Annotated in this window: 13 protein-coding genes; 7 read left to right on the forward strand and 6 right to left on the reverse strand. The window is 54.9% G+C overall.

Annotation, left to right across the window (positions count from 1 at the left end; genetic code table 11):
• Positions 1-5: 5 nt before the first annotated feature.
• From D7S44_RS16595 to D7S44_RS16605, 3 genes are read left to right on the forward strand one after another with little or no spacing between them, the layout of a single operon-like run.
• A complete protein-coding gene (locus D7S44_RS16595; RefSeq protein ID WP_120456708.1) occupies positions 6-1,016 on the forward strand; it encodes a Gfo/Idh/MocA family protein in 1,011 nt (336 codons plus the stop codon).
• Positions 964-1,479 carry a PTS mannitol transporter subunit IIA gene (locus tag D7S44_RS16600; protein ID WP_240629480.1) on the forward strand — a complete coding sequence of 172 codons (516 nt, stop codon included), beginning with the start codon at positions 964-966 and terminating at the stop codon, positions 1,477-1,479. Before D7S44_RS16595 ends, D7S44_RS16600 begins: the two co-directional genes overlap by 53 nt.
• A 27-nt stretch (positions 1,480-1,506) precedes the next feature.
• A complete protein-coding gene (locus tag D7S44_RS16605) occupies positions 1,507-2,448 on the forward strand; it encodes a sugar phosphate isomerase/epimerase family protein (protein ID WP_120456711.1) in 942 nt (313 codons plus the stop codon).
• 94 nt (positions 2,449-2,542) lie between these two features.
• Here the strand turns inward: D7S44_RS16605 and D7S44_RS16610 are convergent, their stop codons facing one another.
• Positions 2,543-3,454 (reverse strand): LysR family transcriptional regulator, encoded by a 912-nt coding sequence (locus tag D7S44_RS16610; RefSeq protein ID WP_240629481.1) that lies wholly within the window; start codon positions 3,452-3,454, stop codon positions 2,543-2,545.
• 115 nt (positions 3,455-3,569) lie between these two features.
• Between D7S44_RS16610 and D7S44_RS16615 the strand changes: the two genes are divergently transcribed.
• The 3 genes from D7S44_RS16615 to D7S44_RS16625 all read left to right on the forward strand — a co-directional run bounded on the left by D7S44_RS16615 (position 3,570) and on the right by D7S44_RS16625 (position 7,074).
• The gene (locus tag D7S44_RS16615; RefSeq protein ID WP_120456713.1) at positions 3,570-4,295 is read left to right on the forward strand and encodes an SDR family oxidoreductase; all 726 of its coding nucleotides are present in this window, start codon (positions 3,570-3,572) and stop codon (positions 4,293-4,295) included.
• Between the two features lie 309 nt (positions 4,296-4,604).
• Positions 4,605-4,970 (forward strand): hypothetical protein, encoded by a 366-nt coding sequence (locus tag D7S44_RS16620; RefSeq protein ID WP_120456714.1) that lies wholly within the window; start codon positions 4,605-4,607, stop codon positions 4,968-4,970.
• Positions 4,971-5,019: 49 nt separating this feature from the next.
• Entirely contained in the window at positions 5,020-7,074 is a 2,055-nt protein-coding gene (locus D7S44_RS16625; protein ID WP_120456990.1) for a pyrroloquinoline quinone-dependent dehydrogenase, read from the forward strand.
• A 98-nt stretch (positions 7,075-7,172) separates the two neighbouring features.
• Here the strand turns inward: D7S44_RS16625 and D7S44_RS16630 are convergent, their stop codons facing one another.
• From D7S44_RS16630 to D7S44_RS16650, 5 genes are all read right to left on the reverse strand, one after another.
• Positions 7,173-8,648, reverse strand: coding sequence for a GGDEF domain-containing protein (locus tag D7S44_RS16630; protein ID WP_240629483.1), 1,476 nt, complete (start codon positions 8,646-8,648; stop codon positions 7,173-7,175).
• A gap of 370 nt (positions 8,649-9,018) precedes the next feature.
• Positions 9,019-10,041 carry a DUF481 domain-containing protein gene (locus tag D7S44_RS16635; protein WP_120456717.1) on the reverse strand — a complete coding sequence of 341 codons (1,023 nt, stop codon included), beginning with the start codon at positions 10,039-10,041 and terminating at the stop codon, positions 9,019-9,021.
• 49 nt (positions 10,042-10,090) lie between these two features.
• Positions 10,091-11,491 (reverse strand): efflux transporter outer membrane subunit, encoded by a 1,401-nt coding sequence (locus D7S44_RS16640; RefSeq protein WP_205685239.1) that lies wholly within the window; start codon positions 11,489-11,491, stop codon positions 10,091-10,093.
• Positions 11,491-13,074 (reverse strand): MDR family MFS transporter, encoded by a 1,584-nt coding sequence (locus D7S44_RS16645; RefSeq protein WP_120456721.1) that lies wholly within the window; start codon positions 13,072-13,074, stop codon positions 11,491-11,493. Before D7S44_RS16645 ends, D7S44_RS16640 begins: the two co-directional genes overlap by 1 nt.
• Positions 13,071-14,093, reverse strand: coding sequence for an HlyD family secretion protein (locus tag D7S44_RS16650; protein ID WP_120456722.1), 1,023 nt, complete (start codon positions 14,091-14,093; stop codon positions 13,071-13,073). Before D7S44_RS16650 ends, D7S44_RS16645 begins: the two co-directional genes overlap by 4 nt.
• A gap of 222 nt (positions 14,094-14,315) precedes the next feature.
• Here D7S44_RS16650 and D7S44_RS16655 point away from each other — a divergent pair, with 222 nt between their 5' ends.
• Entirely contained in the window at positions 14,316-15,053 is a 738-nt protein-coding gene (locus D7S44_RS16655) for a CerR family C-terminal domain-containing protein (protein ID WP_120456724.1), read from the forward strand.
• The last annotated feature ends 92 nt before the right edge of the window (positions 15,054-15,145 follow it).

Raw genomic sequence — 15,145 nt, forward strand, 5'->3', positions numbered from 1 at the left:
ATTAAATGACTGTCAAAATCGGTTTAATTGGTCTGGGTATGATTGGCCGGGATCATCTGAAACGTTTTCACAATGTAATTTCTGGCGCGGAAGTGACGGCGGTTTGCGACATCAACCGTGCGGCCGCGGATGCGGTTGCCAGCGAATATGGCGCTACCGCATTTTATGACGCAGAAGAGATGATTCATTCCGAGCTGGTCGATGCGGTATTTATCTGCTCTATTGGCCCGGTGCACAAAACGCAAATTCTGGCCGCTTTTAACGCAGGCAAGCCGGTATTTTGCGAAAAACCGCTGACGCCGACCGCTGATGAATCAAAAGAAATTATTGAAGCAGAAGTGAAAGCGGGCAAGCGCCTGCTGCAGCTGGGCTTTATGCGCCGTTTCGACCCCGGCTATCAGGCGCTGAAGCACGCCATCGACAGCGGCGAGCCTGGCGACGTGATGTTAATTCACTGCGCGCACCGTAATCCCTCTGTGCCGGAAAGCTACACGCTGGAGATGGCGATCAATGATTCAGCGACCCATGAAATTGACATTATTCGTTATCTGCTGAACGAGAACATTACGTCCGTTCGCGTTGACAAGCCTCGTAAAAAAACCAGCCGCGCGCTGCCGCATTTGCAGGATCCGCTTATCGTCATTTTTGAGACCGAATCGGGCGTGCGCATTGACGATGAGCTGTTTGTGAACTGCCATTATGGCTATGACATCCGCTGCGAGGTCGTCGGTGAGAATGCCGTTATCGCGCTGAACGAACAGCAGTTAATTAACACGCGTTCGCTTCATGGCAATGCGCACCATATTGCTCAATCCTGTATGGAGCGTTTCGCCACGGCTTACGACCGTGAAGTGCAGCACTTTGTCGACAGCGTGCGCGACGGCCGCGAAATGAGCGGACCGTCGTCCTGGGATGGTTATGTTGTGGCGCTGGTCTGCGACGCTGGTCTGGCTTCGCTGAAAGATGGCGAAAAACACGACGTCGTCATTCCGCAACAGCCGTCGCTTTATCGCTGAAATACTTCTTCTCGCTTTTTGTGAGGGACTAATAATGTTGAAACTGACGGCAGATTCACTGCATTTGCAGTGTCGGGCAGCGAATAAAAACGAAGCCATTAAAATTGCCGCTGACGCGCTGGAAAAAGCCGGTTATGTGAAACCGGGTTTCCTGCACGGCATGCTGGCACGCGAAAAAAGCGTCTCTACCTATATCGGCGCAGGTATCGCGTTTCCTCATTGTGCTAAAGAGAACCTTGATCTGGTGATCAAAACGGGTTTTCAGGTTTTTCAGTTTCCACACGGCGTCGGCTGGGGAAACGGGAAAGTGGTTTTCGTGATGGTAGCCGTAGCCGCTTCAAGGAATGAACATATTCAGGTGCTGGCGGACATCGCAGATCTGTTAGGCGATGAAGTAAAAACGACCTTATTAGCCAGCGCAAAAACCAAAGAAGAATTTATTAGTCTGTTTGAGAAAGCGTAATTAACGCACCAGATGAAGGAACAAATAATGAAACTTGCTTTATGTACGGATGTTCTGGCGGATTTGTCCTTCCCGGCAATGCTGGATAAAGTTAAAAGCTACGGCATTGATGGCGTCGAGATGACCGCTGGCGGCTGGTCGCCGTGTCCGCATGTGAAAACCGAAGAGCTGCTGGCCTCCCCAGAAAAACTGGAAAAGTTCAAACAAGAGCTGGCCGAACGTGAGATGCGCATCGTAGCGCTGAACTGCTCAGGTAACCCGCTGGCGCCCGGCGAGCTGGGTGAAACCCATACCAAAAGCAGCTATCGCGCCGTTGAGCTGGCTGGCAAGCTCGGCGTGAAAAAAATCGTGATGATGAGCGGCCTGCCGGGTGGCGGACCGGAAGACCGCGTGCCGAACTGGATCACCTCTACCATCTCCTGGCCAGATTACATGCCTGGCGTGATTGTTTATCAGTGGAATGAAGTGGCTATTCCCTGGTGGAAAAAGTTTGTGCAGCACGCTAAACAGCACGGCGTAGAACAGATCGCACTCGAAGAGTTTCCGAGCCAGCTGGTCTACAACCCGTCGACGCTGCTGCGTCTGCGTAACGCCGTCGACGATATTATCGGCATGAACCTTGACCCGTCGCATCTGATTGCAATGGGCGCTGACCCGATTGCCGCTGCGCGTAAACTCGAAGGGGCGATCTTCCACGTCCATGGCAAAGATGCGCGTATTGAGCGTGGACTGGCGGATATTGATGGCCTGATGGAGTACCAGCCGGTAACCAACACTAAAACCCGCACCTGGAACTATGTGGCAGTAGGATGCGGTCAGGATCTGCAGTGGTGGAAAGAGTTTTTCTCAGTGCTGCGCATGACCGGTTATGATGGCGACGTATCGCTGGAGATGGAAGATCTCACCATGAGCGTTGAGGCGGGTCTTCGCACGTCAATCGACGCGCTGAATGTAAGTATCAGCCGTTGACAGCCGGGCGCTGAAGTAAGAACAAGCGCGTCCTACAGAAGCCTGACAATAATGTCCGATTATTGTCAGGCTTAAACTTTTTATGGGCCCCTAGCTATTCACGCTCTTCTTTAAGAAAGTCTACGAATGCGCGCAGCGGCGCAGCTTTAAAGCGGCTGGAAAAGTAGAGCCAGGGCCCTTCAAATGCCAGCCACCACTCAGGCAACAGTGGCTGAAGATCGCCGGTTGCAAAATGGGGCTGTAGCCAGTTTTCAAACGTAGCAATGATGCCTTTGCCGCTTCGCGCCAGATCAATGGCGGCGGAAGCGCCGTTAACGCCGATGGTCAAACGACCAGGAGGATCGACGATAAAGGTTTTACCCGCCCGTTCAAACTCCCAGGGTATTAGCGCGCCGCTTGAATATTTCAGGCGAATGCACGCATGTTCAAGCAGATCGGCAGGACGCGCAACAGAGCCGCTCGAGGCGAGATAACCGGGTGCGGCAGCCAGCGCCAGCCTCTGGGTCCGCGGCCCTATCGGCACGGCGATGGTATCTTTCGCCAGATGTTCGCCGTAACGTATGCCTGCATCGCAACCCGCCAGCGTCGCGTCTACCAGACGGTCATCAACCATAAGTTCAACCCGCAGTTGCGGATGCCGGGAAAGAAAGCGATCCAGCAGCGGCGGTAGAATATCCACCATCACCGCGCCGGTGACGTTCAGTTTCAGTACGCCGCGAACAGATTGCTGCGAACTCGCCACATCATTCAGCGCCGCCCGCATCTCCGTGAGCAGCGGCGTGATGCGTTCGGCCAGCGCCAGGCCTGCCGCTGTGGCCGTTACGCTGCGCGTCGTTCTGATGAATAGCGGTATTCCCAGCTCCCGCTCCAGCGCGGAGACTTTTTCGCTAACGGTCGAGGGCGACAGACCAAGCTGTTTCGCCGCCGTGCGGAAACTTCTTTCGTTCAACACGGTAAGAAAGATCGACAGGTTTTCCATCCCCGCCGCGCCGTTATTGTTCGCCATACCGATCAGCCTGTTCGCATTATGTCCGTTTATCAAAGCTATCAGGCAAGTTATAAATTCAGAACACAAAAGAAGCGTCTTTTTAACAAAAAGACAAAATAAGCGGAGAGGCGATATGAAGAGCAAAAGCGTGCTTATTACCGGCGCGAATAAAAGCATCGGTTTTGAAACGGCCCGGCAAATGGGACGACTCGGTTACCGGATCTGGCTGGGCTGTCGCGATGAAGCGCGAGGGCAGTCGGCCGTGGCCAGCCTGGCGGCGCAGGGCGTTGATGTCCGGCTGCTGATCATCGACGTAACGGATATGGCGACTATTCAGGCGGCGGCGCAGCGGGTGCTCAAGGAAGAGGGGACGCTGGATATTCTGATTAATAATGCCGGCATCTCAGGCAACTATCCCGTGGCGCCCAGCGAGCAGAGTATCAGGGATATCGAAACGATCTACGACACCAATGTGCTCGGCGCCATCCGGGTGACCCAGGCTTTTTTGCCTCTGCTTAAAGCCGCGGCAGGCGCCAGTGTTGTAATGGTCAGCAGCGGTTTAGGCTCGCTGACATGGGTTTCCGATCCGAACCATCCCTTTTCCCGCGTAGAGGCAATGGGGTACAACAGTTCAAAAACGGCCCTGAATGCTGTGACCGTCGCTTTCGCTAAAGAGCTCAGGGACTTTAACATCAGTGTTAACGCCGTCGATCCAGGCTATACCGCCACCGATTTTAACGGGCATACCGGCTACCGAACCGTTGAGCAGGCCGCTGAAGGCATCGTCTGGCTGGCTGGTCTCGATCCTTTAACAACCACAGCGGGCTTCTACTTCGATAAAAGCCGGGCGCCCTGGTAACGTTCCTCAAGCGGCATATTGACGCATGTGCGGCTTTACCGGCAGCGAAATCAGCACCGGCTTAATCTCCAGCCTGCCGCACCGACATTCAAGCCGAAACCGGGTAGCGGTTGTGGCTCTTCATGTTCCCTTCGCGCCTGCGGGAAACAACTCGCAGATCCGCATCTATACTCTACTGCGTTTAGTGAAATATGCCGCTATTTCTGCGCTGCGTTCTACTTTAAGCAGGTAACGCTGCGCGAAACGCGCCCGTATAGATCCACTAACGACTCCTTTTTCCATTTTTCTTTTCGCAGGGGACTTCCTGGTATGTTGCAATCTCAACGCTCGCACCTGGGCAGCATTTTGCTGCTGCTGGCTGCAGTGGCCAGCTTCGCACTGGCACTTTATGCCTGGCTTACACCATTAACCGGCGTTACCGGCACTATCGGGGCGCTTGGCGTGGTCATCGCCAGTGTGGTTCTGGCGGTGCTGACCTTTATCTTACGTGGCGTTTCAGCACGTGGCGCTCGCATTTTCTGGACCATCATCACCCTCATCGTGCTGGCTGGCATTGGGTTTGCCGCGCTACTGCTGCATCAGTGGGTCATTACCGCAGCGATGATTGTCGGCCTGATCGGACTCATTGCGCTGAGTAAAGAGAAGGCAACCCATCATCAATACGCCAGATCCTGAGGAACCGACCGTGCATAAAGATAAACAGAACCAACTGATGAAAGTCAGCATGACTGCGCTTGCTCTGCTGGTGGCGCCACTCACATTACAGGCGCAGGATAAAGCCGCAGAAGCTTCTCAGGGAACGCAGAAGAAGCTTAATGTGGATGCCGCTAACCAGCAGGCGCCTGGCACCACCAATACCACCAAAGAGGCCTCTTCCGGGCAGGATGGCCAGAAGGTGGAGTCAGCGCCCGGCGTGGCTTCGCCGCTGGTGCCGGAAAACGCGACCTGGGACAGTTTCCACGGCCAGCTCAATGCCCAGAAATACAGCCCGCTTAAACAGATCACGGCTGATAACGTCAGTAAACTGGAGAAGGTCTGGGAGTTCCATACCGGCGACGTTTCCGATGGCAAAGGTAAAACGCCCGCGACGGTCTGGTCAGCCACACCGGTTTTTGCTAATGAAACAATCTATATAGGCACGCCCTTTGACCGCCTGATCGCCCTGGATCCGGGAACCGGTAAAGAGAAGTGGCATTACGATACCAAAGCCCCGCGCGAAGCGCTGACGCAGCCGGTTCTGAAAAATCGTGGCGTCTCCTACTGGCAGGCTAAAAACCCGGTCGCCGGGCAGGCCTGCCAAAAAATCGTTTATATGGGCACCGTTGACGCCAAACTCTACGCGCTGGATGCGGACTCCGGCAAGCCGTGCGAGACATTCGCCAATAAAGGCGTACTGGACGTTAATCAGTGGAATACCCTGAACGCCAAATATCCGCTGTCGCTGCTGCAACCGCCTACCGTGGTCGGCAACCATCTGATTGTGGGCTGGGCAGGGAAAGACTGGGCCTATGCTGAAGCGCCTCCCGGCACGGTCTTTTCGATCAACGCAGAGACCGGCCAGCGTGAATGGACCTTCGATGCCATTCCGGCTGATATCCGCAAACGTACCGGCACCGCCAACGTCTGGACTCATATGTCAGCAGACGAAGCCCACGGCCTGATCTACCTGCCGGTTTCGTCGCCTTCGCCGAACTACTGGGGCGGCAACCGCGTTGACGCTATTCCGCTCGGGACATCCACCACCGCGCTGGATGTGAACACCGGTAAAGTGGTCTGGTCGCGTCAGTGGGTGCATCACGACGTGTGGGATTACGATATCAACTCCGCGCCGACGCTGATGGATATTACGGTCAATGGCAAGCAGATCCCCGCGCTTATTCAGGCAACCAAACAAGGCTTCCTGTTCGTGGTGAACCGCCTGACGGGTGAAGATGTCTGGCCAATCGAGGAACGTCCCGTACCGCAGGGCGATGGCTCAGTGCAGGGCGAGAAACTGTCTCCGACGCAGCCGTTCCCTACCAAACCCGCACCGCTGCTCGATCAGTCTAAAAAGCCTGAAATCTGGAAGCTGGCGGATATCGTTGGTGCCGGTCAGTGTTCACGCCTGTGGGATAAGCTGACCTATGAAGGTATGTATACCCCGCCGACGACCAAGGGCGAGGGCACGTTAACCTACCCGGACAGCGCCGGCGGCGTGCAGTGGGGCGGCGTAGCCTTCGATCCGCAGAACCAGATCGCGGTCGTTAACGTCTCCCATATCGTGCAGTACGTGAAGCTTTATAGCCGTGAAGACTATGACAAAGCGGATAAAGGCTCTGGCAACGAGAGTGGTTTTGCTCCGCAGGAGGGCGCGCCTTACGGCATGCGTCTTGACGTGGCGAATAACTGGCTCGGCATGCCCTGCTGGCAGCCGCCGTTTGGCGAGCTGGTGGCGCTGGATATGCACACCGGCGAGGTGAAGTGGCGTCGTCCGGTTGGCGCATCGCAGCAGTACGGCTTCTTTATGCCTGAAAGCTGGGGCTCGCCCACCATTGGCGGCCCGGCGGTGACCGCGGGCGGCGTTATCTTTATTGGCGCCTCAATGGATGCCAAAGTGCGCGCCTATTCACTGGAGAGCGGCAAAGAGCTGTGGTCCGATCAGGCTGAAGCGCCTGCCGTGGCTAACCCCTCTGTCTATGAATATAAAGGGCGTCAGTATGTGGCGTTCGTGGCAGGCGGTAATACCATCCTGAAAGATCAGGTGGGCGACCAGGTTGTGGTGTACGCGCTGCCGAAGTAAGGCCTTGAGTTGAGGCTGAGGCAGTAAACAGCAGTGGGGCAGCGATGCCCCACTTTTTTTGCTCCGTATTCAGCTACCGGATGCGCCTGCAGAGTCCATCATTTTTGACCGTAGGCCTGATTGCGTCCATTGCGCTTCGCCTGATAAAGCGCCTGATCAGCCTCACGTTTCAGCTGTTCTGCTTCTGAAGGATCGCCTTTGGATATCAGCGCAAAGTAACCCGCGCTGATGGTGACAACGCCCGGCGGCGTCTCTGTGGTTTCGTGAGCAATACCCAACTCCATAACCGACCTGACAGCCTCTTCAGCAACGATTTTCGCCTCGGAAAAGTCAGTGTTGGGCATGATAATCGCGAACTCTTCTCCGCCGTATCGCGCGACCACGTCGCCGTGGTACTGAACGCTGCCCTTAAGCGCCTGAGCAACATCCTGCAAACACTCATCCCCTGATACATGTCCATAGGTGTCGTTGTAGCGCTTGAAAAAGTCGATATCGATCATGACCAGCGCCAGCGGGTCGCCGGTTTTATGCGATCTCAGCAACGCCTGCTCCAGCAGCGCGTCAAACTGGCGGCGGTTGGCAAGCCCGGTTAAACCATCCACCAGCGCCAGCGACTGCAGCGTATGGTTAATGGTGGTCAGCTCGTCGCGGACGAAAGAGAGCTCGAGCTGGTTTCTGACGTTGGTGCCGACCTGGCGGAGCACCAGCACGCCGATGCCGTTGATAATGCCCAGCAGCGCCAGATTGAGCAGCACGTTCAGCAGATTGCCCGAGAGCCACGCCATACGAATGTTCGACAGATCGTAGCCAGCGGTCACAATCAGCGGATAACGTTCAAGCCGGGCGTAACCAAATACGCGTTCCACGCCGTCAAAGGATGAGCGCCACGTAGCATTGCCGCTGGAGGCCGCTTTAAGTTCGGTTTCGAACAGCGGACTGGTTGAGAGCATTTTGCCAATATAGGCATCGGAGAAAGGGCGGATATAAAGCGCTGAAGAGTCCGCCAGAATCAGTCCTAACGTGTCCTTTTCGCCCAGGGAAAAATAGCTGTAATACTGGCGGAAATAGTCTACCCGCACGGTCGCCAGCGCAACGCCGGCAAAGTTACCCTGCGCATCGTTAAGGCGAACGGAAACAGGGATCACCAGGTCGCCGGTCGAGCGGCTGCGTATAACGTGGCTGATCAACAAACTGGTATCGTTATGGGTGCGATGCCAGATGAAATAGTCTCGATCGGCATTGCTGGCGTTAGTCGGAATAAAATTGCCGGAAGAGGCAACCCAGTGTCCCGCCGTGTCGTAAATAAAAAGTCCGTGCAGCTGCGGCAGTTTACTTTGCTGCTCTTTGAGCTGATGCAAAAAAGCAGGCGTCGCAGCATAGTCGTTTCCGCGCTGCCTTAGCTGTCTGACCGCGTCCGCCAGCGTAATATCTACCTGTAGAATCGCATCCTCAGCCTGCTTTGCCAGAGAGACGGAAAGGTTCCGGGCGTCATCTTTTTTCTCAATGACTTTTTGCTGCCACGAGTTCCATAAAGACCAGGCATTGATGGCAATAACGAAGAGGCTCGTCAGCATTAAAAACATCACCATGCTTTTACCAAGCGACGTTCTTAACAGAGAGGAACCTGAAGTACGCAACGTATTCTTTCGCATATAAAAGGATGTGTGCCGGCAGCGATGATTAGTCAGGCATCATACAGTAATTACGCCGCTATTCTAATAGAGAGGAGGCGGGAGCGAGTTTTTATTTAAATTAGCCTGCTTCATTTAGGCGAGCGGCGCTTATCGTTGTGCGGCCCTGAATCTTATCGTCCCGCTATGTAATCGTCGCCTGCAGTCAGAATTTAATCTGATGACGCACCGACCCGCTTAAATGGCAAAAGCGGGCGCCACGCAGACTTTATTGATCTGTTACAGAATAAGCCTGACGCCCGTCGATTAAGGATTACCACTTCACGCCAAGGCCGGTTGAAAAGGTGCCTTCATTCAGATTATCGCGCGTGCCGTGCACCAGATTTTTGTGATAGCCGATATGCCATGTCGACCACGAGGTTAGCGAATAGCGCAAGCCGACCTCTGCATCCATTGTAAAAATACCGTCCTCGTCCAGCGAATGTCCAATATCCCCGTTGCTGTAAAGCGTCACCTTTTTCGCCAGCAAATAACGCTGATAATTCCAGCGTATGGAGGCGCCCAGGTGATCGTCGCTGCTCCCGTCGCTGTAACCGTAGCCAAAAGCGCCCGCCAGTATTGAAACGGAAAAAGAACTCAGCTCAGTGTCCCATAGCTGATAACCGGGACCGGTACCAATCAGCGCCTGGCGGGAAACATCTTCCACCCAGTCACGTTTATATGTGCCGCGCGTTTGCCAGAAATATTGTTCACGAAAAATGTAGTCAAAGGCATAGCGCAGGCTGTAATTATCCGTATTGACACTCTCATTTTCCTGCTCACGGTTGTAGGTCGCGCCAATATCATGCCGCCAGCGTCCCTGGCTAAGCTTAGTATTCAGCGAGAAATTATAATCATCGGTTTTAGTCGAGGATTTTTTTATATTCACGCCCGCGTCTATATTTCCTGTCCAGGATAGCGTATCGGTCCGCACTTTTTCTTTCATAAAATCGTCTATGCGTTTGACCGAGACTTTCTGCTGCTGACGCTCATCGTCGCGTCTTACCCAGACGTAACCGGGATCGCCCGCGGTTAAAGTAACGTGATAGTTCTCTCCGGTCTTTTTATTTTCCACCACAAAAGGGTTATTGCTGGCAAGGGTACTGACGGCGCTCCACGTTAAAGTTAGCGTGCCGCCATACTCCATATCCAGCCCCAGTTTGCCGTCGCTCAAATAGCGAACGGTGCCCGTCAGGCGGTCGCCATTATTCAGCCAGACGGTATCCGCCCAGGCGACGCTCAGGGTCCCTGAGAGCAATGTCGTCAGCAGTGGCGGTAACGCTTTTTTTATCGCCATAGTATCCGTTAGCGTTTTATGAAAAACAGAGTGTCGGGTCTCCAGCGCGTTATTGCCAACCCAGACCCAGACTTTTCTGTAACGCTACGAAGTCGACGGTGAGTTGCGTCTGGGCATTAATCTCATCCTGCTGGGCGGTCAGCAGGGTGCGTTCGCTGTCCAGATAGTCGATCAGGCTGGCAGCGCCCGCTTTATAGCGCTGCTGTACGAGCGAACTGGCGTGCTGCGCCGACGTGCTTACGCGATAGAGATCAACCACGTTTTGCCGCTGGTGGCCGTAGCGGGAGAGTGAGGAGTTGGCATCGCGTAACGCATCCAGCACCGTCTTACGCCACTGCGCTTCCGCTTCGTCGCGCTCCGCCTGAGCCTTATCGACCTGGGCGCGTACCCGGCCGAAATCCAGGAAGTTCCACTGCAGAAATGGGATCAGCATCCATGACATATTCTGCTTCTCAAGCAGTGCGCCCTCGGCCGTGCTGAACCCCAGGGTCCCGACAAGATTAATTTTGGGGAAGTAGTCCGCCTTATGTTCGCCAATCTCCGCCGTTTTCGCAGCAAGCTGGCGTTCTGCGCTGCGCACGTCCGGCCGGCGTTTTAACAGCGAGCCCGGATCGGAAACGTTAATGTCAGAGGGGAGCTGCGGCAGAGTGTCAATATTTGACAGCATGCCATCAAGCTCGCCGGGCGTTTTCCCAACCAGGAAAGCGAGCGTATCCAGATACGCATCGATATCCGCCTGCAAAGGCGACAGCTGAGACTGGGTTGTTTCAAGCTGCGTAACAAGGCGCTCTACATCGCTGTCGCTGGCTGTTCCCTGACGTCGTCTTTGCTGAGTAAGGGTGAGCATTTGCTGCTGCACCTCTACGGAACGCTTCAGTAACGCCAGCTGCTGTCGCGCACCGGCCAGCATCAGATAATTTCTGGCGACCTCTGCCGTGATGGAAACCTGCGCATCCGCAATGTTCGCCATGTTCGCCTGTTCCATGGCGCGGGACGCTTCAATCGCCCGGCGCGTACCGCCAAAGAGATCTACCTCCCAGCTGGCGTCAAAACTGGTGGTGTACAACGACAGCGGATTTTTTTCGCCTGTCGCCACGCTGTCGGGAAGATGCGCCCGAACCGCGGCGCCTGACGCCGACAACGAAGGATATTCATTGGCTTCATTGCCGCTCAGCGTCGCCCGCGCCTGACGTAGCCGTGCGCGTACGATGCCGATATCGGGGTTATTTTTTAACGCCTCGTCAATGAGCTGATTCAGCAGCGGAGCGTTTAGCGTTGTCCACCATGCTGACGCCGTCGGCGAGGTGGCGAAGCCTGTATCAGGAAGCCGGGCATATTTAGTGGCTTTAACCGGACTGGCGGGCGCATGGTAATCCGGGCCGACCGTACAGCCTGTCAGCACAGGCAGCAACATCAGCATGGTATAGGAGAGTTTATTGAATTTATTCATCATTTTTTCATCGAGCTGGAAGCGGCGCCGGGCTTATGCGGCGAGCGCAACAGGAAAGTAAGAGGTATACAGCAGATCAGGGCAAACCCCATCAGATAGAAGGTTTCTGAATAGGTCAGCACCAGCGCCTGTTGTTGAATCTGTTGCGCCAGCTGCGCCAGCGCCTGTGATGCTGAATAGGCCGCATCGCCGGTCTGGCTGAAAAATCCGGCGCTGCTTGCCGCCATTCTGTCAGTGACCAGCGGCGAATTTGCGCTGATAGATTCGCGGATAACATCGTTGTGGAGCTTGCTTTGCCGGTCGATAAATATGCCAACCAGCGCGAGTCCGACCGAGCCGCCGAGGTTGCGCATCATATTGTAAAGACCGGCAGCATCGGCCGCTTCTTCGGTGCGCACCGCCGCCATTGACGCCTGATTCAGCGGCATCATCGCCAGGATCTGTCCTGCGCCGCGCAAAATTTGCGACCAGAAAAAATCGTCGCCGTTGCTCTGCACGGTAAGCGTCGTGTCCAGGAAACAGCTCCACGCAAAGAAGCCGATACCGCATATGACCAGTAATTTAATATCGATTTTGGTCAATAGTCTGGGCAGAAAGGGCATAAGCAACAGGCTGGGTATGCCTGAAATCAGCAACACCATTCCGGACTGCTGGGCGTTATAGTCAGCTATGCCGCTCAGAAACTGCGGCAGCAGATATAAGATGCAGTAGAGAGCGATGCCGAGGATAAAAACGATGACGATGACGCTGAGAAAGCGAAAGTTAAACAGTAGCGACAGACGAATGACCGGCCTGCGTGCGGTAACCTGAGAGATCAGCAGCAGAACAAACCCGATCGCGCATACCACGCTAAGCCAGCAGATTTCGGTAGACTCAAACCAGCGCTCGCGCTGACCCTCTTCCAGCACCACCGTCAGTGAGCTAAGCGCCGCGCTGAGTCCCAGCACGCCAGTCCAGTCCGCGCGAATAAATTCAGTCCAGTTGGTTTCTTCTTTATTCAGGCCGTTTAACAGCAGAAACACCAGCGCCACGCTCACCGGCACGTTAATAAAAAAGCACCAGTGCCAGCTGATATTTTCTGCCAGCCAGCCGCCCATAACCGGGCCGAGTACCGGCCCCAGAATGACGATAAGACCAAATATCGACATGCCCAGCGGCAGCTGAGAGCGGGGCAGGCGGGTACGAATAATCATCTGCGCGGTCGGTATCATCGCACCGCCGGTAAAACCCTGCCCAATACGCCCTAACACCATCTGCGGCAGGCTTTCTGACAGACCGCAGATAACGGAAAACAGCGTAAAGAATACCGCCATCGAGATGAGGAAGTTTCGTAAGCCAAACACCCGGGTAAGCCAGCCTGCCAGCGGGATCATGACGATCTCGGACATCAGGTAACCCGTAGAGATCCAGGTTCCCTCGGTGCCGGTTGCGCCAAGCTCCCCCTGAATTTGCGGCAATGCCGAGTTGGTGATAGAGATATCAAGGGTGGCCAGCAACGCCCCCAGCGCACCGGCGATTACCGCTATCCAGTCCGACAGTGAGGCTTTCTCCGCCTCTTGCGACGTGACGCCAGCCGCACTCATTTTCCTGCACCCTGTTCATGGGTATCGACGTCGACCGTCACTGACATCCCGGGTAAGAGCCGCTTACGTTCCTCTGGCGAGGCGTTAATGCGGATTTTCACCGGTACACGCTGGACGATTTTAGTAAAGTTGCCCGTCGCATTTTCCGGCGGCAGCAGCGCGAACTGCGATCCGGTACCGGGCGAGAAGCTGTCAACCACGCCTTTGATGTTCAGATCCGGCAGCGCATCAACGTGCAGCGTAGCAGGCTGTCCAGGACGCATATTGGTCAGCTGCGTTTCTTTGAAATTAGCGGTCAGATAAATGTCGTTGAGCGGCACCACCGTCAGCATACGGGTACCCGGCTGCACATACTGGCCCACCCGGACGGTGCGGTTGCCGATCACGCCGTCTATCGGGCTGCTCACAAGCGTATTTTTAAGATCGATATCGGACTGCGCCAGACTGGCTCTTGATGACGCCAGTTCCGCTTCACTTTGCACGATTTGCGCTTTCAGCGTAGCAATCTGGGCGGAAGCGGCTTTTACCGCCGCGGCATTGGCGGCGACATCCGCTTGCGCGGCATCGCGGCTGCGCTTTAAGTCGGCCAGATGTTCGCTCGCTTCGGCACCGCTGGCGGCCAGCGGGCGATAGCGATCGTATTCATGCGAGGCATAACGTAACTGCACCTGGGCAGAGGCGTACTGAGCCTGAGCCTGTTCAATCTCAGCCTGCTGACGGGTGATATCCGCTCTTGCGCGTTCGATTGCCGCCTCACGGGCTTTAATCGTGGCCTGCATCTCATTGACCCGCGCCTGGTACTGGTCGTTTTCGATGCGAACCAGCGGATCGCCTGCTTTGACTAACTGATTGTCATTAACCAGAACGGCCACGATATTTCCAGATACCTTCGGTGCCAGCGTCACGCTGTCAGCCTGAAGATAAGCATCATTGGTCGATTCGGTATAACGCGTCAAAAAATACCAGACGGCGCAAACCAGCGCGATAACCACGATGGCAATCAGCAGGAGTAAACGCATCCGCTTGCTTTTAGGTTTGGGTCTGGTTACTGAACTGGAGGCATCACTGTGAGCGGGTGATGCTGAAGTGGCTACTGAAAGGTACAGCAAGGTAAACCTCTGTAAAGAAAATTATATCGCGTGATATAAATTGTCTGTGAGCTGAATTTATGTCAAGCGATATATTTTAAAACCCCGCAGATAACTGCGTATAATGCGCGTTCAGGCGACAGGAGGAGAGGCGTGTCGGGAAAAAATCTAAAGCCCTTAAGGCATTCAACAGAAAGCGGATATCACCGTGGTGAAGAGACGCGCCAGCGCATAATTGATGCTGCCATCGAGATTTTTGGCGAGCGGGGATTTAAGACGGCAACAACCCGGCAGATAGCGACGGCAGCCGGGGTGAACACACCTGCGTTACAGTATTACTTTGAGAACAAAGATGGGCTTTACCTCGCCTGCGTCGATTCACTGGCTAACGAGAGTTACGCTTTCTTCCAGCCGCTGCTGGAGCGCATTGAAAGCCCGGACGAGGATATGGATGTGGAGGAGTGCAAGACGCTTTTTTGCGCATTGCTCGATACCATGTTTGACCGCATCACCGGCAGCCAGAGCTCGCCCGGCAAGCGGCTATTTCATGCCCGTTTACAGATGGGCGATGGGCCGGAACAGGCGTTTGCGCTGATGCAGAAGTTAATCGGGAACAAAATCTTCCAGGCAGGTTTTCAGCTTATCGGACGTATTACCCAACAGCCTGTCAGCGCAGAAATCACTCGCCTGCGGACGGTTTCGCTTATCGGCCAGGTCGCGATGATACACGCTATGCAAAACACCGTGCTGACGCAGCTTAAATGGACACAATTTGATGACGCGCGCCTGACGATGCTGAAAGCGATCACCCGTGAACACAGCATGACGATGCTGACGAAGTGGCATCGGGAATCAGGCTCCTCCGAGGATGGGAAGAGGGATACTCTCTAAAACAGGGTGAGTGATTCGGAACGGCAAAGCGTGCGCCTGCGGTTCGCGGCGTGGTTTTGGTTGGCTTGATTGCAGATAAGTGTTCAGAGGCT

The sequence above is a fragment of the Pantoea piersonii genome, from assembly GCF_003612015.1.
Taxonomy (GTDB): domain Bacteria; phylum Pseudomonadota; class Gammaproteobacteria; order Enterobacterales; family Enterobacteriaceae; genus Pantoea; species Pantoea piersonii.